This window comes from Mesotoga sp. B105.6.4 (genome assembly GCF_002896535.1).
In the GTDB taxonomy this organism is placed as follows: Bacteria; Thermotogota; Thermotogae; order Petrotogales; family Kosmotogaceae; genus Mesotoga.
In genome coordinates this window covers 103156-127186 of the sequence record NZ_JWIM01000031.1, presented here as the reverse complement: position 1 = coordinate 127186, position 24031 = coordinate 103156, and the positions used below count along the sequence as shown (strand labels likewise).

At 45.6% G+C, this 24031-nt stretch carries 21 protein-coding genes and 1 tRNA gene; 17 read left to right on the top strand and 5 right to left on the bottom strand.

Features of this window, described 5'->3' with window-relative positions; genetic code table 11:
• Positions 1-2: 2 nt before the first annotated feature.
• From RJ60_RS07525 to disA, 5 genes are all read left to right on the top strand, one after another.
• Complete coding sequence (locus RJ60_RS07525) at positions 3-674, top strand: tRNA1(Val) (adenine(37)-N6)-methyltransferase (RefSeq protein WP_243392200.1); 672 nt, start codon at positions 3-5, stop codon at positions 672-674.
• A gap of 5 nt (positions 675-679) precedes the next feature.
• The gene (gene tmk / locus RJ60_RS07520) at positions 680-1309 is read left to right on the top strand and encodes a dTMP kinase (protein ID WP_099828681.1); all 630 of its coding nucleotides are present in this window, start codon (positions 680-682) and stop codon (positions 1307-1309) included.
• 5 nt (positions 1310-1314) lie between these two features.
• Positions 1315-3807 (top strand): ATP-dependent Clp protease ATP-binding subunit, encoded by a 2493-nt coding sequence (locus RJ60_RS07515; protein ID WP_099828680.1) that lies wholly within the window; start codon positions 1315-1317, stop codon positions 3805-3807.
• Positions 3808-3905: 98 nt separating this feature from the next.
• The gene (gene radA / locus RJ60_RS07510) at positions 3906-5234 is read left to right on the top strand and encodes a DNA repair protein RadA (RefSeq protein WP_258006221.1); all 1329 of its coding nucleotides are present in this window, start codon (positions 3906-3908) and stop codon (positions 5232-5234) included.
• Positions 5221-6300, top strand: coding sequence for a DNA integrity scanning diadenylate cyclase DisA (disA, locus tag RJ60_RS07505; RefSeq protein ID WP_099828679.1), 1080 nt, complete (start codon positions 5221-5223; stop codon positions 6298-6300). Before radA ends, disA begins: the two co-directional genes overlap by 14 nt.
• Here disA and RJ60_RS07500 read toward each other — a convergent pair.
• The 4 genes from RJ60_RS07500 to RJ60_RS07485 all read right to left on the bottom strand — a co-directional run bounded on the left by RJ60_RS07500 (position 6281) and on the right by RJ60_RS07485 (position 9270).
• Entirely contained in the window at positions 6281-7567 is a 1287-nt protein-coding gene (locus RJ60_RS07500) for an amidohydrolase (protein WP_099828678.1), read from the bottom strand. The two genes, disA and RJ60_RS07500, sit on opposite strands and share 20 nt — an antisense overlap.
• Positions 7564-8310: a WecB/TagA/CpsF family glycosyltransferase gene (locus RJ60_RS07495; RefSeq protein ID WP_243392199.1), complete on the bottom strand. Its 747-nt coding sequence runs from the start codon at positions 8308-8310 to the stop codon at positions 7564-7566. Before RJ60_RS07495 ends, RJ60_RS07500 begins: the two co-directional genes overlap by 4 nt.
• Positions 8311-8378: 68 nt before the next feature.
• Positions 8379-8468, bottom strand: a tRNA-Leu gene (locus RJ60_RS07490).
• Between the two features lie 100 nt (positions 8469-8568).
• Positions 8569-9270, bottom strand: a complete 702-nt coding sequence (locus RJ60_RS07485; RefSeq protein WP_099828676.1) for a DUF3298 and DUF4163 domain-containing protein — start codon at positions 9268-9270, stop codon at positions 8569-8571.
• 394 nt (positions 9271-9664) lie between these two features.
• On the opposite strand from RJ60_RS07485, the gene glpX reads away from it, so the two are divergent.
• From glpX to RJ60_RS07430, 10 genes are all read left to right on the top strand, one after another.
• A complete protein-coding gene (glpX, locus tag RJ60_RS07475) occupies positions 9665-10678 on the top strand; it encodes a class II fructose-bisphosphatase (protein WP_099828675.1) in 1014 nt (337 codons plus the stop codon).
• Between the two features lie 141 nt (positions 10679-10819).
• On the top strand, positions 10820-11407 hold the full coding sequence (locus tag RJ60_RS07470) for a type 1 glutamine amidotransferase (protein WP_103134395.1): 588 nt from the start codon (positions 10820-10822) through the stop codon (positions 11405-11407).
• A 21-nt stretch (positions 11408-11428) separates the two neighbouring features.
• Positions 11429-12259, top strand: a complete 831-nt coding sequence (gene proC, locus RJ60_RS07465) for a pyrroline-5-carboxylate reductase (RefSeq protein WP_099828673.1) — start codon at positions 11429-11431, stop codon at positions 12257-12259.
• Positions 12243-13484, top strand: a complete 1242-nt coding sequence (locus tag RJ60_RS07460; RefSeq protein WP_099828672.1) for a glutamate-5-semialdehyde dehydrogenase — start codon at positions 12243-12245, stop codon at positions 13482-13484. The genes proC and RJ60_RS07460 overlap by 17 nt, the downstream gene beginning before the upstream one ends.
• Positions 13484-14545, top strand: a complete 1062-nt coding sequence (gene proB / locus RJ60_RS07455) for a glutamate 5-kinase (protein ID WP_099828671.1) — start codon at positions 13484-13486, stop codon at positions 14543-14545. Before RJ60_RS07460 ends, proB begins: the two co-directional genes overlap by 1 nt.
• Positions 14546-14788: 243 nt before the next feature.
• Positions 14789-16129, top strand: a complete 1341-nt coding sequence (locus RJ60_RS07450; protein ID WP_099828670.1) for a TldD/PmbA family protein — start codon at positions 14789-14791, stop codon at positions 16127-16129.
• 12 nt (positions 16130-16141) lie between these two features.
• Positions 16142-17377 carry a metallopeptidase TldD-related protein gene (locus RJ60_RS07445; protein ID WP_103134394.1) on the top strand — a complete coding sequence of 412 codons (1236 nt, stop codon included), beginning with the start codon at positions 16142-16144 and terminating at the stop codon, positions 17375-17377.
• 33 nt (positions 17378-17410) lie between these two features.
• Positions 17411-18421, top strand: a complete 1011-nt coding sequence (locus tag RJ60_RS07440) for a Gfo/Idh/MocA family protein (protein WP_103134393.1) — start codon at positions 17411-17413, stop codon at positions 18419-18421.
• A gap of 1 nt (position 18422) precedes the next feature.
• Positions 18423-19397, top strand: coding sequence for a Gfo/Idh/MocA family protein (locus tag RJ60_RS07435; protein ID WP_103134392.1), 975 nt, complete (start codon positions 18423-18425; stop codon positions 19395-19397).
• Between the two features lie 79 nt (positions 19398-19476).
• Positions 19477-20139, top strand: coding sequence for a class I SAM-dependent methyltransferase (locus RJ60_RS07430; protein ID WP_099828667.1), 663 nt, complete (start codon positions 19477-19479; stop codon positions 20137-20139).
• A 745-nt stretch (positions 20140-20884) separates the two neighbouring features.
• On the opposite strand, the gene RJ60_RS07425 is transcribed toward RJ60_RS07430, so the two are convergent.
• Complete coding sequence (locus tag RJ60_RS07425; protein WP_103134391.1) at positions 20885-21889, bottom strand: SIS domain-containing protein; 1005 nt, start codon at positions 21887-21889, stop codon at positions 20885-20887.
• Between the two features lie 137 nt (positions 21890-22026).
• Between RJ60_RS07425 and RJ60_RS07420 the strand changes: the two genes are divergently transcribed.
• Both RJ60_RS07420 and RJ60_RS07415 read left to right on the top strand, forming a co-directional pair.
• Positions 22027-22836, top strand: a complete 810-nt coding sequence (locus RJ60_RS07420; RefSeq protein WP_103134390.1) for an alpha/beta fold hydrolase — start codon at positions 22027-22029, stop codon at positions 22834-22836.
• A gap of 172 nt (positions 22837-23008) precedes the next feature.
• Positions 23009-24031: a 3-oxoacyl-ACP synthase gene (locus RJ60_RS07415; RefSeq protein ID WP_099828736.1), complete on the top strand. Its 1023-nt coding sequence runs from the start codon at positions 23009-23011 to the stop codon at positions 24029-24031.

The window sequence follows — 24031 nt, the reverse complement described above, 5'->3', positions numbered from 1 at the left end:
GAATGAGTTTTAGAGAATTCGATCCGCATGTTCTTGAGCGGTTGAAACTGGATTTCACTTCTCCACATGCTCGTGTAAACCACGGCACGGTATTATTATCCTGGTTTATTGATCCTCCAAAGGGTTCTAGGACTGTTCTTGAACTGGGTTCTGGGAGTGGAGCAATATCGATCTTTCTTGCGAAGACCTTCGGCCTGAAGGCTACCGGGCTGGAGATCGATAGAAATCTCCGCGATATTTCGGTCAAGAACTCATATTCGAACTGCGTGCAAGAACTCACAACTTTCATCAATTGCAATATAGAAGAATACTTGAGAGACAAAAGTGAAGAGGTCTACGATGTAGTGATCGCTAATCCGCCGCATTTCGTTCACTCAGGAGTGGAAAGCCCCGATGAAAGAAGAAACATTGCAAGAAGGACCGATCGTGAATCCGCGAGAATATTCGCCTTTGCCACAGGTAGACTCTTGAAGAACAGAGGCGCGTTCTTTTTTCTGCTGCATCCTAGAGATATGACGAAGTGGTTTCGTCTTCTGGAGGATCAAGGTCTTGGGATTCACAGAGTACGTTTTGCACATGGATCTCTCGACAAACAAGCTCAGCTAGTTCTTTTGAGCGGAAGAAAGGGTTCATCGTCTGAAGTCGTTGTAGAACCTCCAATAGAGATGAGGTGAAAGCTATGTTCGTTAGTATAGAAGGAATAGACGGATGTGGAAAGACTACTCAAATCAAACTCCTCGAAGAGTATTTGAGTCTATTAGATGTGGAGTTTGCAATTGTCAGAGAGCCTGGAGGAACTAGAGCTGGCGAGGAGATCAGGGAGATACTTCTCCACAAGGATTATCCTTTATGCGCCGAATCGGAATTGCTCCTATTCATGGCTGCCCGCGCTCAGATTGTCAGAGAGGTCATAAAGCCAGCTCTTGAGAGCGGTCGCATAGTCATCGCCGACAGGTTCATGGACTCATCAGTTGCTTATCAAGGAGTCGGAAGATGTCTTGGGCGTGAGATTGTACAGTTGATGAATTCTTTTGCTGTGGCAGACACATTACCTGACATTACCTTGTATATTGATGTACCGGCTGATGTTGCTATCTCGCGGATGAGAAAAGAAAGGAAAAATGATAAAATAGAAGTGGAGAGTTTAGAGTTTTTCGAAAGAGTAAGAAAAGGATACGAAGAATTGATGGCTGAGAATAGAGAGAGATTTGTTGTTATAGACGGAACAAACAGTGAAGAGAGAGTGCAACAAGACATCAGAAAGGCTTTATCAGTTTTCTTAGGAAAGAGGAAGCCAAATGGGAGGTGACGATAATGTACTTCGACAAGTTTTCTGAAGGCGCTGCTCAAGTATTTGTGACAGCCCAGGACGAGGCTAGAAGTCTCGGCCACCCTTACGTTGGAACTGAACACCTCCTCCTAGCGATCATCAAGGTTGATAATGAGCAAACAACTAGGATTCTGAGAAACTACTCGATTACATACGAGAGAATCTCCAGAGAAGTTACTTCGATGGTTGGAACGAATGTACATCAGTCTGTAGTTGGGGCTCCACAGATGACCCCGAGAGCAAGGAGAGTTATCGAGCTAGCAAATGACGAGTCGAAGATGCTCGGGCAAGACAAGATTGATGTGGAACACATTATGCTCGGAATCGTTCGCGAAGGAGAAGGAATCGCGGCCCACATTTTGAAGCAGATGGGAGTGAACTTGTCGCAGCTTAGGAGAGAGATCATTGAAAACATCACGGGCGACTGGGAAGAAGGAGGAAGTGAGCAGCCTGATAATGTTTTCGTTCAACAAAGTCCGACAATGAGTTCAGCGATTAAGCAGCTTGAGGGCTTTGGCACCGATCTTACTGCTATGGCCAAAGCGGGAAAACTAGATCCGATTGTTGGTAGAGAGATTGAAAGGCAGAGGCTAATGGAGGTTCTTTCCAGACGGAAGAAGAACAATCCTGTCTTGATTGGAGAACCTGGCGTCGGAAAGACTGCGATTGTTGAAGGACTTGCACAAATGATCGTTGATGAAGAGGTTCCCGAGACACTCAAGAATAAAGTCATTTTTGCACTGGATGTAGCTTCACTCATAGCCGGGACAAAGTACAGAGGTGAATTTGAGAAGAGACTGAAGAAACTCATCCATGTTGTGAAATCCAACGGAAACATCATTCTGTTCATAGATGAAGTCCATACGATAGTTGGCGCTGGTTCGGCTGAAGGTGCCGTAGATGCTGCAAATATCCTAAAGCCAGCTTTGGCCAGTGGGGAGATTAGATGTATAGGCTCGACAACTCCTGATGAATACAGGAAGTACATAGAAAAGGATGCAGCTCTGGAGCGGAGATTTCAGAAAATCTATGTGACCGAGCCGTCTCCCGAACAGTCTGTAGAGATTTTGAAAGGTATAAGACACAAGTATGAACTTCACCACAAAGTTCGTTATACAGATAAGGGCCTGGAGGCGGCGGTAAGTTTGTCACATAGGTACGTGTCTGACAGATTCCTTCCTGACAAGGCAATAGACATCATTGACGAGGCAGGTTCCAGGGCTAGACTGAAGAAACTCACAGTACCGAATGAGTTGAAGAACATGCAGGGAGAGATCGAGGTTCTTAAGATAAAGAGAGAGACAGCTGCAGCAGATCAAGAATATGAGAAGGCGGCTCAGCTTAAAGAGAAAGAACGTCTGATACAGCAGAAATATAGAGACGGTTATAACGAATGGAGAAGCAGGGTCGATTCCGAGATTGTAACTCTCGATGATGATGAAGTCGCCGAGATCGTATCCAATTGGACTGGGATTCCGCTCAGAAAACTTGAGGAGACCGATAGCGAGAAGTTGCTGACTCTTGAATCCGCGTTACACGAGAGGATAGTATCCCAGGACGAAGCAATTACCGCCGTTGCAAAGTCAATTAGGCGTGCTAGGAGCGGTCTTAAAGATCCTAGAAGACCGATTGGAGCCTTCCTATTCTTAGGTCCTACAGGAGTCGGAAAGACTGAACTAGCGAAGGCCTTAGCCGAGTACTTGTTTGGGGATGACAAGGCCCTTGTCAGGTTCGACATGTCGGAGTATATGGAAAGGTTCTCCGTTTCCAGGCTTATTGGAGCACCTCCAGGTTATGTTGGTTATGACGAAGGCGGAACCCTGACAGAACGAATAAGAAAGAGGCCTTTTTCGGTGATACTTTTTGATGAGATTGAGAAGGCACATACCGATATTTTCAACATTCTTCTACAGATAATGGACGATGGTAGACTTACCGATTCGCAGGGTAGACAGGTCGACTTCCGGAATACCATAGTTATAATGACGAGCAATTTAGGCGGGGAATTCATAAACAAAACGAAATCTTCGATAGGTTTTGTCGAGTCTATTCAGGAGGAAAAAGAATATGAGGCCATGAAAACTTCTGTCCTCGAAGAGGTAAAACGAACTTTTAGACCTGAGTTCCTTAACAGACTCGATGAGGTAGTAGTATTCCATCAACTAACCAAAGTTCAGATAAAGTCGATAATCGATATACTAATGAACGATATGAGAAAGAGACTTAAGGAGAAACGCTTGACATTGCTTCTTTCGGAAGCAGCTCAGGACTTTCTGGTCGATGAAGGGTTCAACCCTGTATATGGTGCTCGACCACTGAAGAGAGCTATCCAGAAGTACGTTGAAGATCCTCTTTCCGAAGAACTTCTCAGAGGAAGATTCCAAGAAGGGGATCTAATAACGGCTGAAGTTGACAACAGAGTTCTCGTCTTCAAGAAGAAGAAGGATGAGAAAACTGAAGTGAAAGCAGTTACCTAGAGCTCATTCCAGATAAGATAGAAAGGGGGGCAGTTTCTCGCCCCCCTTTCTGGAATCTAAGGATAGGGGGTGCAATAGCCGCAGCAAAGCGGTTGTAAATGATGAAGAAGAGAAGAAGTTACGTTTGCGAAGTCTGTGGTTATGATTCCCCTGCCTGGTTCGGCCGTTGCCCTTCCTGCGGCGAGTGGAATACCGCGGTGTCTTTTACTGCAGAAGGAAGCCGCGAAGAAGCTTCCTCGATTGCAGACCTAGAGGCTAGACCTCTCTCTGAAATCGACACTAGAGAATCCTTGAGAATAGACACTCACATCGAAGAGTTGAACAGATCTCTTGGCGGCGGTATAGTACCCGGTAGCGCAATTCTTGTCAGTGGAGAACCTGGAATTGGGAAGTCTACTCTGATGCTGCAACTATCAGACTTGGTGGCAGATGAGAGACCCGTTCTTTATTTATCTGGGGAGGAATCTGTCCATCAACTGAAGTTGAGGGGCGACAGACTTTGGCTACTAAACAAGGAACGAATAGAAGTTGTATCCACTAACGAAATAGACGCTCTCAGATCGCTTGAGATTGGAAAGTACGGTATGCTGGTGGTAGATTCATTGCAGACCATAAGGGTGTCCAGCGCTCCTTCATTACCCGGTTCTGTGGTGCAAGTCAAGGAGTGTGCAAACATGCTCGTTTCACTGGCGAAGACCTCTGAAATACCTGTTATGATAGTATCTCACATAACTAAAGGTGGGCAAATCGCTGGTCCAAAGCTTGTGGAGCATCTTGTCGACACAGTCCTTTATTTCGAATCAAGCAAGACGGGATACAGGTTCCTTAGAACCGTGAAGAATCGATTTGGTCCATCCGATGAAATCGCCGTCTTCGAAATGACTGCGGAAGGGCTGAAAGAGGTTCCTGACATAAGTAGCCTCTTTGTTGAGGATTACACAAGTGCTCCCGGCAACGTAGTATCGGTTGTCTACGAAGGCTCAAGATCCTTTCTGGTAGAAGTTCAGGCGCTCGTTTCGAAACCAGTATATGGAACCCCCAGGAGGCTATCAACCGGAGTGCCACTAGAAAGACTGCTTCTCGTAAGCGCCGTGCTGAATAAGAGGGCGGGTATTCCACTGGACAGTCTTGATCTATACCTTAACGTTGCAGGAGGGCTTCAGATAGAGGATACCGGTGTTGACTTAGCAATTGCAGCAGCTTTGATATCTTCGTACTCCGATACATCATTGTCTGAAGGTGTAGGCTTTTTTGGTGAGATCGGCCTCGACGGGACCATTCGCTCAGTATCTTCAACAGAGAAGAGGCTGGAGAGAGCTAGAAAATCATCTTTCTCAAGGATAGTCTCGCCAGAGGGAAGAAATGGTATAAAAGATGTGAAGCAACTCTTGAAAATCATCGGAGGTATGAAGAGTGGAAAGGAGTGAACTAATAGAGAAAATCAAGAAGATTGCGCCGGGGACTCCGTTAAGACATGCTCTCGATGATATACAGGATGCCAGCGTGGGAGGTCTGATTTTCTTTGTCGATGACTACAAGAAGTATGGTCAGCTTATGCAGATAGGGTTTCTTCTGAACTGCCAGTTCAATCCTAACAAGTTGTATGAGTTAGCCAAAATGGATGGTGCGATCGTGGTGGATGATGATCTCACAACGATAGTTGGAGCTAACGTTCAGCTGATTCCCGATCACACGATCCCGACCAATCAGACAGGCATGAGGCACAGGGCTGCCGAAAGAATGGCTAAAGAGACTGGCAAGATGCTTGTTGCAGTTTCAAAGAGAAGAAATACGATGACTATCTTTTTGGGCGATTACACTTATACCTTGAACAGTGTTGAGACGCTTACCTCCAAAATAACTCAGACAATAAGAACGGCAGAGAAGTACAAAGAGGCCTTCATTGAGGCGCTGCAGGGAATAGAATTCATGGAGCGAGCAGGTTCACTCACGCTCTTTGATGTTGTTAAGACAATACAAAAGGGACTGATGGTCCTTCAAATTTGCGAGGAAGCAGAGTTTACAATAGCCGAATTAGGTAACCACGGAAGATTTCCTGCATTGCAACTAGCAGAGATTTTGGTGAATGTTAATGAAGAAATCGAAAGTCTCGTCCTGGATTTCAGTGAACAGTTGCTTGATCAGGATAATCTTGAAGAGGCAATTGGAAAATTGAGGAATCTAAGCGAAAAAGAGATAAGCAGTTTCGGGGTAATATTGAGACATCTTGGATACGAAATTAACACTGCCTCTCAGGCTGTTGAGTATTTCATTAGATCAAGAGGAATACGTTTTGCTCGGCATATACCTAGAATTCCTCTTCAGGTCGCAATAAACCTGGGCAAGGAATTTGGGACGCTATCTAATCTTCTTGAGGGAACGGAAGACGAACTGATGGATGTCGACGGAATTGGCGAAAAGCGTGCCTCTGCAATAAGGCACGCAATTGAAGTTTACAAGAAGTCCGGCGAGATCACAATTCCAGGTTTCTGAGCTCCTTAGAGAGATCTTTAAGCTCTTTCTTCGAAATCCTCTGAGGGAAACCTTTGTCAAGAATCAATTCCCCTGAATTCCAAACCTTATCAAAACTCGTGTCAAAGGACGATTTCAGGACCAATTGAAGTGTTATAGGCAAATGAGGATCGAACTTTTCCAGGTCAAGGCAGGACCTCGACAACGCCAGGTCGGCCGAATAGCCTTCTTTAAGCACTCCCGTACTTTTTCCGAACAACCTCTGGAACAACCTGTGGTTGTTATCGAAGAGAGTCTTTCTTATCTCATAATCGATGACATAATTGTCGAAACCCCTGTGGTACCTTTCAGTAAGAATAACTTCCTTTGCCTCTCCAAACATATCCGAACCAATGAATCCTGTGCCCAAACAAACTTGCATCCCCCGACCGAGTAGGTCGGATATGTTTGACTGAAAGCTACCTGCGTACATTTCTGATCTAAGTGATTTCGTCACGAAGATTCTCCGGGAAGAGATAATATCCATGTCAGTTTCGCTTAGATTACCTCCGTAGATGACACCACATTCGGGTCCAAGGATACCGTTTTTCAGGAGTCTCTCTATAAGACTCTCTCCCCACCTGAGAAGACAAGTCTCATTCTCTCTCTTCATGTCGAAAATGAAGAGGTTCAGATTCATCCCTTTTTCGTACAGCTCCCTCAATTTTCTCAGGCTATCTTCGCTATAGGTGGCAAGCTCACTTACGTAGACTATTGGGCAGAACGTGGAATCGCGAGTAACGCTTTCCCAGCGCCCCGCGACGTTGTCAATTGTCTCCTCGGTCAATACAGGTCCGACAGCAAGGTAAACTCCGTACTTGGCTGCGACTTCCTTGTAGAATGTTGGATCGATTTCAGGATGATCGACTATTGGGCTGCTGATTGCGACAGAACCACTCCTGATTGCTTTCAATACGGCAACTTCCGCAGAAAGCCTTACTAAAGAAGGGTTAATCTCGCTTCTGACGGATTCCAGCAGATTGCTGAAAAAGCTTTTGTTAGTCTGATTATCTTTAAGAAGTTTCAATGGATATGGGGAGATGCTGGAATAGACGCTGTAATGTGCATTAAAAAACGAAGGCAAGAGAATTCCCTTTTCGCCGTCGATTATCTCTTCGTCTTCTTGGATGCTGTACTCTCTCCTCGGTCCGACAAAAGTGATCTTCCCATTCTCAAATCTAACCAAAGCATCATCCACAAGAGGGTTCTTTAGATCATTTGTGAATGCCAAAACATTAGTTACGATCATCTGGAACCACCTCTTCTTGATTTGAAATAGGATCTGATAACGTAACACTCAAAGCTGAATAATTTCGGGATAATCTTGAGTCGTTTTCCTGGTTCTTGAAATATCCTGTACAGCCACTCAAGGCCGGCTTTCTGCATGAACAAAGGAGCTCTCTTCAGATCGCCTGAGATAACATCAAACGATCCACCGACTCCCATCAAAAGCATGGCATTAAGTCTGTCAAGGTTCTTCGCAATCCAGATATCTTGTCTTGGAACACCCATACCGACAAAAACAATATCCGCTGATGAATTGTTTATTTTCGAAACGATTGTATCACTTTCCTCTCGTGTGAAAAAGCCGCTGTGATACCCAACGATGTCTATTAGTGGAAATCTTTGTTTTAGTTTTTCGGTAGTCTTTGTTACGATACTCTCTTTCGACCCCAGAAGGAATATCTTTTGACCCGCCTCGGATGAAAGTTCGCAGATTTTCAGCATTAGGTCTATTCCGGGTACTCTTTCAATTCTTTGTTTTGAAATCAGCTTGATCGCTTTCAGCACACCGCTGCCATCGGGAACTACATAATTGACTGTACTCAGAGCCTTCTTGTATTCTTCGTTGTTGATGTATTCATAAGCAATCAAGGCGTTGAGCGTAAGCACATGTGATCTCACTCCCAATTGCGTTCGCTGTATGAGCTCATCGGCTGCAGAAAAGAGGTCTTTTTCCTGGAGATCAAAATCAAGGAACTGCAAACACACACCTCCACACTTCATTAAAGCACAAATGAAAACCTTTTCAACGAAAAGAGGAAGGCTAAGCCTTCCTCTGGTGCCGAGGGCGGGAATCGAACCCGCACGGGGCTCTCAACCCCAGCGGATTTTGAGTCCGCCGCGTCTGCCAGTTCCACCACCTCGGCCAGCAATAAAACTTTACCATCAATGATTATTGGTGTCAACGAGCGTTCACTCAGAGATAAGCATAGAAATCACTTTGGAATGCAAGCTAGGTAAGAGTCATCAGTTGCCAAGCAACTCCTCAAGCGAAAAACAAAACTCAGGCATTCCAACTGCCCAGGGACCGATTTCGTACGGTTGGAAGTAAATGCAAAGCCTTCCTCCCTTAAGGTAGAAGCCCTGATCCGACGTGACTCCTTCAAAGTACTCAGGCCAGAGATCATCGCGGGCAGAGATTTCTTCCTTAATCAATCCGTTCAATTTCTCTTCAGTTTTTTTGCTTCCGAGAATGTTGTGCAAAGCAACAAGTCGGGACTTCTCCAGATCGATGTTATACGTTCTTCTCGATGCGTTTGGATGTGCGCCTCCGGTGAACTCACTGAAGACCATGTCTATGCTTAGAATTCCATCACTAAGATAAGCGGAGTAAACAACATAGACATCGAAAGTTCTGAATGGCCACTCAGAAGTCTTAGACTCTTCAAAAGCTTTCCGGGCCAATTCCTCGATTTCGCTTCTATACTGGGATATTTCACCCTCGATAGTAGAATTCAGAAACTGCTCGAAAGGTCTGTCTCTAAGTCCATTGACTGAAGGTATCTGTACATTTACGGCACAGATTTCGGAATCCTCAATTACATTCTCTCCAAGAACGGAGATCAGTTTCCCTTGAGAAACAAAGATCTGCTCAGGAAGATCGACCGTATAGGAGAAGACAACGGCCAGTGCAATAAATAGATAGCCTGCTATCAACAGCTTACGCATACAATTCCCTCCTTTTGATCACTTAAAAGACCGGTCCAGTATTCTTCACAACCGGAAGCGTTCTCCTGCGATCATCTAGAAAGATCATATCACTGAAAATCGGGATTAGTTGCCTATCAAGAAAGTGTGGGTCGTGATCATTGAGAGGTCAATGGATACAGATATTGATTGCCGCAGAATCAGGAAAGATTTTAATCGTCCAAGCTCTGTTATCGTTTCTCACAACGGTCTTCTGTACAGAATGAGCAGTGATTTGCAGCAAATATCGGTTCCGAAAAAGCACAAACGCTTCGCAATGTTTCTGACAACTACAGAATTCGAAAACGGGCGCTGAAATCATTCAGCAAAAAAGCCTTATTCCGGTGCTATGATTATCACATGGGGGGTGATAGTCTTGATTGCAGAAATAACCCTAGATATGGTGAGGGTGACAGAGGCGGCGGCCCTTTTTTCTAGTGTTTATCTTGGCCGCGGTAACAAAGAAGCAGTAGATCAAAGAGCTGTAGATGCAATGAGAGGTATTTTAGATTTGCTCGACATGAAGGGAACCATAATCATTGGCGAAGGAGAAAAGGACGATGCACCAATGCTGGCTGCCGGAGAGCATGTTGGAAAGTGGAATGACGACGATCCGGAAGTCCTTATCGCTGTTGACCCGGTAGATGGAACCAGGTTGGTTGCGAATGGAAGATCTAATGCGTTAAGCGTGATTGCAGCAACCGAAGGAGGCAAGGTAGCTCCCTTACCAACCTACTATGTAGACAAATTGGCGGTTGGAAAGGAGCTTGCAGGAAACCTGGATATCGACGCAACTCCACGAGAAAACCTCCGTATCGCGGCAGCTATCCTTGGTGTCAAAGTATCGGAACTGACGGTGACAATGCTCGATCGAGAGAGAAACTACCCTCTCGTTGAAGCCGTTAGAGCTGTCGGTGCAAGAATCAGACTGATCAATGATGGAGACATTGCTGCGGCAATCGCGACTGCTCTTCCTGATGGAGGGACAGAAATCTACATGGGCGTTGGAGGCTCTCCAGAAGCAGTTCTGGCTGCAGCGGCACTTCAGTGTATGGGTGGTGAGATCCAGGTGAAGTGCTGGCCAAGAGATTCAGAAGAGATTGAAAAGGTAGAAAATTCTTCGTTTGAGCTTGATAGAGTCTATCGAACAAAGGATCTGATTGATGGTGAGGAGGTTGTCTTCAGCGCCACCGGAATAACTGACGGTTCATTCCTGAAGGGTGTTCGCTTCACCCATAACCAGGCTATAACCGATTCTATCGCCATGCGATCAAGCACCAGAACGGTTAGGAGAATAAGGGCTTATCACGAAATCGCCTATAAGACCATCACAACGAAATCGGGAGGTGAAGTCTTCATTTTCAACAGCTTGCTTGGTAAGAGAGGTTAGTAGTTTATCCGCAGTTCTTTACTTCCCTGAGTTTGAAGGTCTGAAGTCGTTTCAAATCATAAATGATCTGCTTTTCATTTTGCGGACAGCTACCACAAGATAAAGTGCTATAATTGCCGCAAAACAGAGGGGGGAGACTCTGTGATTTGCATCTTGGTGAACGACACCGATTTTGGGACATCTGTATCGCCTGTTGAAAGCGCTTTGGAGACAGCAGGCGTAGCATACAGAACCTGGAGGATATTTCTTGAGGGCTTTCCTGAAGATGGATCGGGATGTGATGGTCTGGTTCTGTCAGGAGGCTTCTCGATGAGCGAGTATTTCGATGGTGGTGCTCTTTCTTGGGGAGCATCATTTGTTAAGGATTTTCATGGTCCTGTTCTGGGTATTTGTCTGGGAATGCAAATCTTGGCTCGGCTCTTTCAGGAATCCTTGGTAGCCTCGCGTGAGCTCGGAGTATCAAAGGTTAGGTTGGACACTTCGAATGAGCTGTTCAGGGGAATGAAATCGGAAGTGAATGCCTATCAGCGTCACAACTATGGCCTTCCATACATTCCCGGTGGCTATTATCAAATTGCATGGGGGGAATCGACCTTCATACAAGGGATAGCTTCTCTTGACGGATCGCGATTTGGTGTGCAGTTCCATCCAGAGGAAATCGAACTTGGTTCTGAAGAAGAGTTGCTGAGAATCTTCTCCAACTTCTCGACTATAGTTAATTCTCGCTAGACAGCTATTCAGGAGGGGAAAATGAAAATAGGCATTATTGGTGTTGGCAACATAGGTGGTATTTTTGCGAACAGACTGCTTCACGAGCTGCATGACCTTGAGAAGCTTTACTTGCTGGACAGAAATCTCGACAGACTCTCCGGTCTTTCTGCCGAAAGTGAAAAAGTGGTAATCGCAAAGAGTCCAGATGAAGTTCTTTCCAATTGCACCCACGTGATCATTTCGGTGAAACCTCAAGACTGTGGGGAGCTATTCCTGGAGATAATTAACGGAAAGAACGACGGTCCGGTGGTTATCAGTACTATCACCGGGATAGAAATCAAGGTCATTTCGAAGAATACAGGACTGGAGAAGATTGCAAGGATCATGCCAAATGTTCCGAGCGCTATCGGACGAGGGATGACGGGATTCGTCTGCTCGACTTCTTTGACCGGAAGGGAGAAGAGAGAAGTGGAGAGAATTCTTCTTACGATGGGCGACATAGTTGAGGTCCGTGAAAAGGACCTCGCAGCTGTAACGGCTTTGAGTGGAAGCGGTCCTGCATTCGTCTTCGTGATAGTGGAATCGCTGATCGATGTTGGTTTGAAGATGGGCCTTTCCTATGATGTCGCTAGAGAGCTAATTTTAGGAACTCTCGGAGGGTCTGTTGAACTCCTCAAAGTTAAAGGCAATCACCCGGGCGAATTCAGACATCTAGTAACTTCCCCAGGAGGAACAACCATCGAGGGAATTTACTCCTTGGAAAGGGAAGGACTTAGGGGAACCATAATGAAAGCGTTGTTTGACACTTACCTAAGAGCAAGGGAGATAAATTCCGAACTGGAGGTGACCGAAGATGGATCTGCTAAGTAAGGGAGAGAGAGTTAGGAATGCCTCCAGAAAACTCAGGCTGATCACCACACAAGAGAAGAACGCTGCAATTTCCATGATTGCTAAAGAGATTGAATTGCATAAGGATGTGATTCTCAGAGCAAATGCTGTCGATGTCTCCAACGCCAGAGAGAAAGGAACGAAGGAATCGCTGATAGACAGGCTAGCGCTTTCTGAAAGTAGAATACAAGCCATGGTTCAGGCTTGTCGCGAAGTTATAGTGCTGCCTGACCCGGTAGGCGAAATAGAGAGTACGCGGCTACAGAAAGACGGCCTTCGAATTTCGAAGGAAAGAGTGCCGATAGGAGCCATCGGAATGATATTCGAGTCAAGGCCCAATGTAACTGTTGATGCATCGATCCTTGCCATAAAATCGGGAAATTCTATCCTTTTGAAGGGAGGAAGCGACGCTATTAACTCGAACAAGGCCATCGTACTGATAATGAAGAAAGCACTTTCTCTGGCCGGGCTTCCGGATGGTTCCATTGAGTTGGTTGAAGATACTTCACGCGAAGTAGTGAAAGAGATGTTGGAGATGAACCAGTACCTTTCTCTGATAATCCCAAGAGGTGGCGCTGCTCTCATCAAGTTCGTTGTTGACAATTCCAGAATCCCGGTTATAGAAACCGGTACTGGTAATTGTCACATCTTCGTCGATTATAGTGCTGATTTGGAAAAATCGGTTTCGATTGTCGATAATGCGAAGACTCAGAGGCCAGGCACCTGCAATGCAGTCGAGACATTACTTGTCCACAGAATGATTGCGGCCGAGTTTATTCCTCGGGTCGCCAGTGTTCTTACCGCAAAGGGAGTAGAGCTCAGAGGTTGCGCAGAATCGATAAAACACTGGAAAATGAATCCTGCGACCGAAGAGGACTACTTCGATGAGTTTCTCGATCTAATACTTGCAATAAAGGTCGTAGAGAACGTAGAAGAAGCTATACAGCACATTGAGAAGTACTCATCGGGACATTCGGAATCGATATTAACAAATGACTACTGCAACTCAAGGCAATTCCTTAGATGCGTAGATTCTGCTGTTGTCTACGTAAACGCTTCAACAAGATTTACGGACGGTGGAGAGTTTGGGTTCGGGAGTGAAATAGGTATCAGCACCCAGAAGCTACATGCACGCGGTCCGTTTGGCCTGAAGGAACTTACAAGCTACAAGTATACGATACTAGGGGATTACCAGGTGAGAAAGTAATGTCAAGAATCGTGTTGAAAGTCGGATCAAACCTCCTGGTAAAAAGAGATGGCGAGATCGACAAGAAGTACATAACAGAGCTAGCAAGGGAAATAGCTATTCTGAAGTCGTCAGGTAATCAGGTTGTTCTTGTCTCTTCAGGGGCTAAAGCAGCGGGCTTCGGTTATCTTGAAGGGAGAAGAACATCTAGCGATTTGTACATGAAGCAGGCTCTTTGTGCTGCGGGTCAGGTTCAGCTAATGAAACTATACGAAAACGTGTTTGATCTTTTTGGCGAGAGAATAGCTCAGATCCTGGTCAACAGAGACGATTTTGGAGACAGGAAGCGATTTCTTAACCTGCGGAATACTCTTATAGGGCTGATAGAATTGGGTCTGATCCCTGTAGTGAATGAGAACGACACAACATCTACCGAAGAGATAATGTTTGGAGACAATGACATTCTCGCCTCGATGTTTGCAATAGGATGGCAGGCCGATCTTCTGATACTGATGTCCACTGTAGAGGGAATCGTAGACGAAAACGGTGAAGTGATTTCGGTGTTTGATACATCTAGGAGACTAAAGAACATAGAGAACTCCTCGTGGGGTACAGGAGGCATTAAGACCAAAATAAGAGCTGGACGGGCCGCATCTGCAAGCGGTATTAGAAGCTGCATCTGTAATGGGAGAGACTTGAATAACATAGAGAGATTTGCAAAGGGTGATGACATTGGAACCGTATTTCCCTCGATAGAATCGCCAGGTGCCCGGAAAACGTGGATTGGATTTCTCTCTACTCCGAAAGGGAGTATTAAGATCAACCGAGGCGCAGAAGGCGCAATTGCAAGAGGAAAGAGTCTCTTGGCCATAGGCGTGGAAGAAGTATCTGGAGACTTTTCTGAAGGCGAGGTGGTTAGTATACTCTCGGTTGATGGGTCGGAAATTGCGAGGGGAATCTCTAACTTCACCTCGCTTGAAGTCGATAAGATAAGGGGAGTTAGAAGCGACAGGATATCATCGATTCTCGGTCACGACTGCGCAAAAGTTGTGGTCCATATTGATAATTCTTACCGTATCTGATAGCTCTGACTGAGCAAAGATTAGCTGCCTTCTACAGAGGGAAGGAAACCGGGATCAGCGAACTATCACTGTAATAGTAAACCGCCTCATGAAATGCTTGACGACAGCTTTCTAGCTTTGTTTTCCGGTCAAGCCGGTGAGAATCTGTGAGAGACGCTTATTTGGCGCTAAGCCGAGAGCAATTGACTTGTTTCTATTGACATCGTTATATACTCTTACTGAAATAGTCGCTGGAGGTGAGATATGTTTGATTTTCCCGAATATGTTTACTCTGATGTTAGGGTAGAGGAAGTCTCGAATAGCAATATAGTTGTTACTCTAGGAAGAACGGATAACATGAAGGAACAGAAATACGTTGCGGCTTTCATCAGGATTTTCGATGGAGAGAGGTGGTATTTCAGTTCTACTACGGACCTGAACTCTGTTCAAGGTGAGATCTACAGGCTAGCAGATCTTGCTAAAAAGAATCCCTCTATCGAAGCGAACCAGATAGTTCAGAAGTTTCAGGTAAACAAGGGTTCGTTTTTGAGATTCGAGAAATCATCGGATATCTCAACTATACCTCTTAAGGAGAAGCACGATATTCTTTCTACCTATTTTCCCATAGTCGAAGAAAGTGGTCTCGTGAGATTTTGGAGGGGCCAATACATAGACCAGAGAGTTGTCAAGAGCTTCTTCTCAAGCAAGGGAGCAGATTTGAAATTCGATTATCAAAGGGTGGGCTTCAGAATGCTCTATCAAATGGCCGATGGAGAAGAGCAGCTTATGGACAGATTCGACCTTGCCGGTAACGAGTTAGAATCGATCAAAGAACTTGCCGAGGACGTCAGGAAGTCGGTTGAAGCTTCTGAATACTTCATAAGAAACGCAAAGTCTGTGATCCCTGGAAGATATCCGGTGGTTCTTTCTCCAGAGGCGGCAGGTGTGTTTGCGCATGAGAGTTTTGGTCATAAGAGTGAATCAGACTTCATGCTGGGAGACGAGACGATGATGAAAGAGTGGAAAATAGGCAGAAAGGTCGGCAGCGAAATCCTTTCAATAGTAGATGATGGAAATAAACCTGGAGTAGGTAACGTTGTTTTCGATGACGAGGGAACAAAAGCTGAAGAAACTTACTTGATAAAAAACGGTTGTCTTTCAGGGAGGCTTCATAGTGCAGAGACTGCTGCCGCTCTAGACGAGGAGTTGACGGGAAACGCCAGGGCCGTGAGCTTTGAGTTCGAACCTGTGGTTAGGATGACGACTACCTACATCCTGCCGGGAAGGCTCTCCTTTGATGAATTACTTTCAGGTATCAAAGAAGGACTCTATGTCGATTCACTAAACCATGGTTCAGGAATGTCTACATTCACTCTCGCTCCCTGCAGAGCTTATATGATCAGAGATGGAAAGATCGCTGAGCCTGTGAAGATTTCTGTTGTGACGGGAAGTGTTTTCCAGACTCTTAACGAAATAGAGGGACTAACCGAGGAATTCAAGCTTCTGTCATTTGCGCTTGGAGGATGTGGAAAGATGGAACAGTACCCTCTTCCCGTTGGATTCGGCGGACCGTACGTGCGTGTACGTTCGTTGAATGCTCACTAGGAGGTGCTGACTATGACTAAAGAGAGACTTGTCGTTCATTATACAGAGAGTGCTGTGAAGATAGTTCAAACTCGGGTTACTTCAGTAAGAAAGAAAGACATTCTTCGAACTTCAATTCGTCTTTACGATGGTAAGTCAATGGGTGTTGCCGGTGCTTTTGGAAATTGCGATGAGCGAGAGCTCATAAAAAAAGCAAGAGAATCTCTCGAGCTTGGAATTCCTTATGCTTGCGAACCTTGCAAAGAACTAAAGAGAGAAGAACAGCACGAATCAGATCTTCAGAACGAGGCGGAGCTTCTGGAAGCAGCAGAAGATATCCTTGAGAGACTGAGAAGAGATCAGCCACAATTCAGTTTCAGTCATTTATTCAAGTCGGCTAGGGTAGAGTCTTTTCTGGAGAATGATCTCGGTCTTGATCTGAGATCGTCTCGAGAATCTCTCAGCATGGAACTAGTCATAAAGGACAAACAGTCATCTAACATTATCGATGCAATGACAGGATACGAAGGAAGAGAGTTCCGAAAGGATTCGTTTGTAGGACTGACTAATATGATTTGTGATGCATACAAGAACCAGCTCCACGACATAGAAGAAGGAGTATATCCGGTAGCTTTCATGTCGGGCGACATGACGTATTACAAGAAACTCTATGAGTCTTTGAATGGGATGCTGTTTGGTTCTGGCGGATCCCTTTTGTCAGGGAAAGTCGGTGAGAAGATCTTTTCCGATAGCGTCACTCTCTTGCAGACGCGTAACGTCGATGATGGTTTCTTCGAACCGTTTTTTGATCTAGAAGGGACTGTAAATCAGTTGGATAGATTTGCTCTTATTGAGAGCGGAGTGCTAAAGTCGCCATATACGGATAAGAAAACGGCTACAACTTTTAATCTACCTCATACTGGTTCTGCAGGTGGAGAGTACGATGGTTTGCCGGAGCTGGGGATACCGAAGCTTAAATTCGCTGAATCACAGGAAACTGCAAAACAGCTTCTCAAAGGTCAGAAGGCTATCTTCATTCTAATTGCCAGTGGAGGAGACTTCACACAGGACGGGCGCTTTGCAACCCCGGTTCAACTTGCCTTCCTGTTTGATGGAGATAGGTTTGTCGGAAGGCTCCCCGAGCTGAGTTTGAGTTCTCATATGTATGATATGTTTGGCAAGGACTTTCGCGGGGTCTCAAACGACGATTTTCTGGGAGCGGAGAATTCGAAGATGACGATAATAGATATGAAGGTGAGCAAACTGTAGCGTTTTTCTTCCCAATAGTACTGGAGGTGTGATGTGCGCCCGATAGCAATAGTTGGAGCCGGAATGATGGGAAACGTTCATGCTCGGTCATATAGAACGATAGATGAAACGAGTCCCTTATCGATAGTCGATCCAGTTGGAAGCAGAGCGAAGGTTATCTCCGACAAATATCGAGCAATCGCTGCAAGTTTTGATGAAATCCTTGCAGATGACGAAATAGAAATAGTTGATATCTGCACGCCGACTTTCACCCACAGAGATCTTGTAGTCAGAGCTCTCGAGGCGGGCAAGCATGTCTTCTGTGAAAAGCCGGTAGCACTGAAGATTGAAGACGCCGTGGCAATGGACAAGGCGGCCAAAAAAAGCGGCAGAGTGTTTATGGTGGGCCACGTCGTACGCTTCTTTCCGCAGTATATTAAGGTTAGAGAACTCGCTTCCTCAGGTGACGTTGGCGAAATCGTAATGGCTAGACTTTACAGAGGAGGATCCTTTCCCTCGCACGGTATAGATAACTGGTTTGCAGATATCACCAAAAGCGGCGGGGTCTTCATCGATCTCTCCATACACGATTTTGATTTTCTTAGAAAACTGCTTGGCCCGGTGAGAACCGTCGAAGCGAGGTCCGTAGAACTGAGCTCGACAGTGAAAAAGCATTCTTTCGATCACGGCATGGCGATTCTGAGGTTCGAGTCCGGCGCACTGGCCCACATCGAAGGCAGCTGGGCCGAACCGGCCGACATGCCGGTTGGATTTGGAACATCTTACGAATTCATCGGCACTAAGGGAATGATCACGAACAGCTACGAGAGAGAAACTACGCTTCGCCTTCAAACCTCAATCGACGGCAAGCCCCTATACTCTCAAGAGAATCCGATCTTGAATGATCCATATACCGAGGAGCTGAAATCGTTCATACTATCGATTGAGGAAGGCAAAGAAGTCCCGGTGAGCTGTGAAGAGGCTACAGAATCGTTGAGAGTTGCACTGGCAGCCAACCTGTCGGCGAGACTGTTGAGACCGGTAGAACTCTCGGAGGTGTCGTGAGATGACGAGAATTTCGATTCTTGGAATAGCTCACATGCATGGCTACAGCTACGTAAAAGCGTTAAAGGGGAAAAGAGATGTTGAGATTGTTGGGATATATGACCACGACAGATCAAGGATGGCAAGAGCGAGCACTACTCTTGAGGTTAAGTCGTACGACCACCCCGAAGAGCTTGTAGCTGCAAGCGACGGAGTAATAGTTGCAAGCGAGAACTCAACTCACAGAGAGTTCGTGGAAATCGCTGCACGATGCGGAAAACATGTATTGTGCGAAAAGCCTATTGCCACATCTGTTGAAGATGCCGAGGGTATGATAGACATTTGTCACATAAATAACGTTAGGCTTCAGATGGCTTTTCCGGTGAGATATAGTGCCTCCGTAAGAAAGGCCAAAGAGTTGATCAAGAATGGTCTTTTGGGTGAAATTGTCAGCCTTGTTGGAACTAACCACGGGAGAATGCCTGGAGGCTGGTTCGTAGATCCCGAACTTAGCGGTGGCGGCGCTGTCATGGACCACACCGTTCACGTTGTTGACACCGTAAGATGGCTCCTCGACTGCGAGTTCAAACAAGTCTACGCCGTATATGACACCCTGATTCACGATACACGTGTCGAAGACTGCGGACTGGAGATGTTCAGACTTTCAACGGGCCAGTACATGACGCTTGACTGCAGCTGGTCGAGACCGAGAATCCATCCTTACTGGGGTGATGTGACTATACACATTGTGGGAACCAGAGGTACTCTCTTTCTGGATATCTTCAACTCTAAGATTGAAGTAAGTTCCAGCGAGAAAGGAAATCGCTGGGAAAACTACGGAGATGATCTCGATCTGCTTTTGACGAGAGAGTTTCTTGAAGTGATTCATTCTGGGAAGGAACCTTTTACTAATGGAGAAGACGGGTTGAGAGCTCTTGAAGTGGTCTCTGCTGCCTACAGGAGCTTTCGGGAAGGAAGGGAGATCGAGATTGTTTGATTCGATCTTCTTTTTTCGCCTTGCTTATTCATAAGGCGTATAATCTAGGTGATATGATACCAGTCATGAGGTGAGTTGTTTGGAGCAGCAGTATGACCGTAGAAAACTTGAACAGGAGTTTGACAGCCTTCCCGAAGCTTCGCCTATAGCAGATATCGACCCATTCAAGGGAGACATAATCGCAATGGTGGGAGCTCTTGCTCTTGATTTTCTTGAGCTTGGCGCGGATGACGTTCTGCTAGATATTGGAACCGGGCGAGGGAGGTGGGCCGTGGCAGCCAGTCCGTACTGCAAAAAAGTAATAGGTATAGACATAAGTAAAAGGATGCTCGAAGACGCAAGAATGAACGTTGCAAGCGCGGGAGCAGAGAATGTAGAGTTCTTTAGAGGATCTTTTGAGGACCCGTGTGAAGAGACTGATATTTCGCAAAAGAATGTGAACAAGATAGTCGCTATATACTCTCTTCACCATCTTACTGATTCTATGAAGGCCGAGGCAATTTCAAAGCTTTCAGCGATGCTTAAACGTCCTGGGCGGATTGTTGTCGGCGACATCATGTGGTTCGATGATCCTGGCAAGTACAGGGACGATTGGGATGAGGTCTATTTTGATGACAGCGAGACAGATCATCCGGCGAGCATCTCGTTCATGCGAGAGATCTTCGAAAAATCTGGTGCAGAAGAAATCGAGATTCTTCAAATTCATCCGTTGGTGGGGTTGATATGCGCCTCCTTTTCCTAGCGGTATCTTCAAGATAAGTATATTCTGAAAGTCTCCAGAAGCCTTGAACCGCGAAGCTTTTATGAAAACTGGAGCTTCGCTTTTTTGTGCCAAGTCGAAGAATTCATGTATAAGAGAAGTCTTGATCGATGAATCCGATTTAGGTGGTATCTTATACCCGGATTCTTACCTCATCGCTGCCCACATCATCATCTTTGGAGTTCAGTCACCTTATTCCTGAGTTCCTGAACTAGTAATCGTTATCAATAGACCTGATGTCGCATTTCTGCGCTATTGATTATAAGTCCCCGCAGAGCTTGAGAGACCGCTTGCGGCTCAAAGACCCGCTTGTCAATAAACGCTGCACGCTGAGCGCTGCGAAAAGCCAAGAAGCAAAAATAGAGACTGACCGGTTTCTGTGGTCTATACCATTCTTCGCCTCTCTTGTTCTGTCATTCTGCAGTGATACTATACAGGATCTGCTTTCTCTCCTTGCTTATGGCATCTCGAATATGGTTTTTCTCGAAACGAGCTCTCGGTGTTGGTCCCTCTTAGTCTTGCACTCGTTCCTTCAGAGACACCCTCCGCCAATGCGTAGTCCTCCCTCAAGGGAGGACTTAGGATCTCAGGATCATCAAGAGCCAAATACAGCATGTGTTGTCAAGGGCGAAGGAGCATGATATGATTTCTCACTTACTCCCTAACCTATGGGTAGTGATGAGGACATCGTACGGGTGGAAACTTCTGCAACAAGTACTCTATATTTCTATTCCTTCGTCGTTACTTTCGTTCCGTAGACTCCTGCCCCAGGATCGAAACCCCGGTTTCTCGCTATCTCTTCAACGGACTTCTGAAGAACATTCATCATCGGAATTGAGGCAAGCACTTCGTCTAGACCTTCGGAAACATATATGGACTCTACACTCTCTTTCTTTAAATTCGTTAGCGTTATTAGGTCACACTTGTCTGAAATATCTCTGTGTAGTTCCTGCATCAGGTTTTGGGTTACACCTTCCGGATTCATAGTGAGTACAACCGGTCTGTCAATCAACAGATCAACAGGGCCATGCCTGAAGGCTGCTCCTGCGTAGAAAATCAAGCTAATCTTAGCGACTTCGGCAAACATAAGTCTTGCCATGCTGCCAACTCCGATGCCGTATCCTCTTGCGACAAGAATCTTCTCCCTCTTCTCAGAAAGAAGAGTGGCGAGCCAAGACAAATCAAGAGAAATCGCCTCTTCTATTCTTGAAGGCAGTTCAGAGAAATTCAACGATCTTCCCGTCTTTGAAGCAGCAATCAACAACATTAAGACTACGCTGTTTACGAAAGTCTTGGTAGCACCCATAGATCTTTCATTTCCGGCCTCGAGGAGGAAAACCCTTTCACCTGGAAAAAAATTAGCGGCACTGCTCTGTTCATTGTTCGTGATCAATACCATCACTGGAAGTAGTTCCGTGTTATCTTCAATGAACCTCAGCAGCTCAGCGCTTTCACCAGACTGACTGATCAGGAAGATGGTGGAATACAGTTTGAGGAGCTCCCTGGATGAGTAAGATATAAGTTCGGACATTTCAAGACTTGCGGCGTCTACCCCTGATGATTTTAGAAAGGAAGCTGCCGTCTCCGCCGCATGGAGTGAAGCTCCCATCCCTGTAAAAAGTACCCTCTCGAAATTAAGACTCTTCGCCTTCTTCGAGATAATGTCAGAAGAGGAAAGGAGTCTTCTAACGGCATCTGGTTGCTCTAGCATATCCTGCATGAATTTCGACATGTTTATCATCCTTTCATTGTGGGAATTCTCGATCCTAAAGGACTTGATAATAGCTCACCATTAAGAGTTTATCATCACGGAAGAGTGTTTTGACTAATCGGTGGTATTGGTGCCATAATTAGTGCGGAGGTGAAGCTATGTCGTTACTCACAACAAAAGATGGTACCCGGATATATTACGAAGAACATGGAGATGAGAACAGACCATCGCTTGTCATTCTTAACGGGATAATGATGTCCACGCATTCATGGGCAACTTTTCTGACAGATTTCTCCAAGCATTTCAGACTGATACTCATGGATTTCAGGGATCAGGGACGGTCCGAAAGGAAGCAGTCACAATACCATATCTCTGTTCACGTGAATGATCTTGTCGATCTACTTGACTTTCTGAATATCTCTAAAGGAAATATAGTAGGTCTCTCTTATGGTGGACAGGTGGCGGAGATGTTTGCAATAAAGTATCCAGAAAGGGTCAAATCATTGGTCCTCGCGAACACCCCTGCAAGAATCACACCTTACCTTGCTGAGTTGGGCGAAGCGTGGAAGGAAGCCGCAATGCTATACGATGGGGAGAGGTTCTTCAAACTTGCAATTCCGTTTATATACTCCGACTTGTTCTATAACAGAAACCTGAACTGGCTGAAAGAAAGGCAGAAGACCTTTAAGTCAACTCTCAATCGGGAATGGTTTGAAGGTTTCATAAGGCTTATCTCTTCAAATCCTGATTTCAACGTGCTGGATGAGCTTCACAAGATTGAGTGTCCAACGTTACTTCTTGGTGCTGATAGAGACATTATTACTCCAATTGAAGAGATAGAGATGATTCACGAAAAAGTAAAAGGCTCCGAGTTTTTGGTTATTAAAGATGCGGGTCACGGAGCTTTCCTCGAAAAGTCAGGAGAATTCATTACGGCTGTAATAGGCTTTGTTCTAAAGAATTGTTAGTAAACAAGACAATGTAGAAGTTATTCATCTTACTTCGACAATAATCCTCGTTAAACGGCTCAAATCGAACTTAGAATCTCAAAGGGTTTAGTGTATTCTAAAAGTGAGAGATGATTCATCTTTCATTTATGAGAGATGAATCACGCCACGCAAAGTGTGAGGGGTGATCTTGGTGAGTTCAGTTCCGGTAATTGGCATAGCGGGAATCGGGACATACATACCCGACAGTTACATGACGCCCGACCAGATAGCTGAGGCGACTGGAATTCCTCGAGACGTGATAGAACTGAAGTTCGGGGTGAAGAGGAGATTGCTTCCAGGACCAGAAGACACAACGAGCAGCATGGGAATAAGAGCCGCAAAGAAAGCTCTCGAAAACTCCGGTACTCATCCCAAAGATGTCGATTTGATAATCTGGAATGGAGCTCAACACAAGGATTATCCTTGCTGGTTGGCCGGATTAAAGGTGGCCGACGAGATTGGGGCAACAAATGCCTGGTCGTTCGATATGGAAGCCATGTGCGGCTCGATGATGGCTGGCATGGATATCGCAAAGAGTATGATGATAGCGCGAGACGACGTGGAAACAGTGCTCCTTGTAAGCGGCTATAGGAATGTTGATCTGATGAATCTCTCCGAGCCCTCTACTTCTTTTATGCTGGATGTTGGAGCAAGCGGAGCGGCAGTAGTCATGAAGAAAGGGTATAACGAAAATGTCGTTCTCTCTTCCGCATTCAAAGGTGACGGCTCCTTTTCCGAACTTTGTGTCGTCCCGGTAGGCGGAACAAAAAAATGGCCGATGAGCAGAGAAGATGTGTCGGAATACCATTTTCGTGTCCAGGGAGACACGGCAGAATTCAAGAAGCGTCTTGGAGAGACGACAATGCCCAACTTCTATTGGGTTATCAGAGAGTCTCTAAGAAAGAGCGGTTATTCAGAAAGAGACATTGACTATCTGGCGATATTGCATTTCAAGAGATCAGCCCATTTTGCTGTTCTTGAGGAACTCGGACTCAAAGAAGAACAGAGCACATACCTCGATGACTATGGCCATCTTGGACAAAATGATCAAATTCTCTCAATTGAATTGGGTTTGAGAGAAGGAAAGATCAAAGACGGTGATGTGATCGTTATGGTCGGCGCCGGATTAGGCTTCGTCTGGGCCGCAACAACCGTAAAATGGGGCAAAGTTTAG

Coding starts and splice junctions, on each gene's coding strand:
- RJ60_RS07435 (WP_103134392.1), top strand. CDS start 18,423: ATGACGAGAATTTCGATTCTTGGAATAGCTCACATGCATGGCTACAGC.
- radA (WP_258006221.1), top strand. CDS start 3,906: ATGATGAAGAAGAGAAGAAGTTACGTTTGCGAAGTCTGTGGTTATGAT.
- RJ60_RS07460 (WP_099828672.1), top strand. CDS start 12,243: ATGGATCTGCTAAGTAAGGGAGAGAGAGTTAGGAATGCCTCCAGAAAA.
- RJ60_RS07425 (WP_103134391.1), bottom strand. CDS start 21,889: ATGTCGAAATTCATGCAGGATATGCTAGAGCAACCAGATGCCGTTAGA.
- tmk (WP_099828681.1), top strand. CDS start 680: ATGTTCGTTAGTATAGAAGGAATAGACGGATGTGGAAAGACTACTCAA.
- proB (WP_099828671.1), top strand. CDS start 13,484: ATGTCAAGAATCGTGTTGAAAGTCGGATCAAACCTCCTGGTAAAAAGA.
- RJ60_RS07450 (WP_099828670.1), top strand. CDS start 14,789: ATGTTTGATTTTCCCGAATATGTTTACTCTGATGTTAGGGTAGAGGAA.
- RJ60_RS07515 (WP_099828680.1), top strand. CDS start 1,315: ATGTACTTCGACAAGTTTTCTGAAGGCGCTGCTCAAGTATTTGTGACA.
- RJ60_RS07525 (WP_243392200.1), top strand. CDS start 3: ATGAGTTTTAGAGAATTCGATCCGCATGTTCTTGAGCGGTTGAAACTG.
- RJ60_RS07485 (WP_099828676.1), bottom strand. CDS start 9,270: ATGCGTAAGCTGTTGATAGCAGGCTATCTATTTATTGCACTGGCCGTT.
- RJ60_RS07445 (WP_103134394.1), top strand. CDS start 16,142: ATGACTAAAGAGAGACTTGTCGTTCATTATACAGAGAGTGCTGTGAAG.
- RJ60_RS07500 (WP_099828678.1), bottom strand. CDS start 7,567: ATGATCGTAACTAATGTTTTGGCATTCACAAATGATCTAAAGAACCCT.
- RJ60_RS07420 (WP_103134390.1), top strand. CDS start 22,027: ATGTCGTTACTCACAACAAAAGATGGTACCCGGATATATTACGAAGAA.
- proC (WP_099828673.1), top strand. CDS start 11,429: ATGAAAATAGGCATTATTGGTGTTGGCAACATAGGTGGTATTTTTGCG.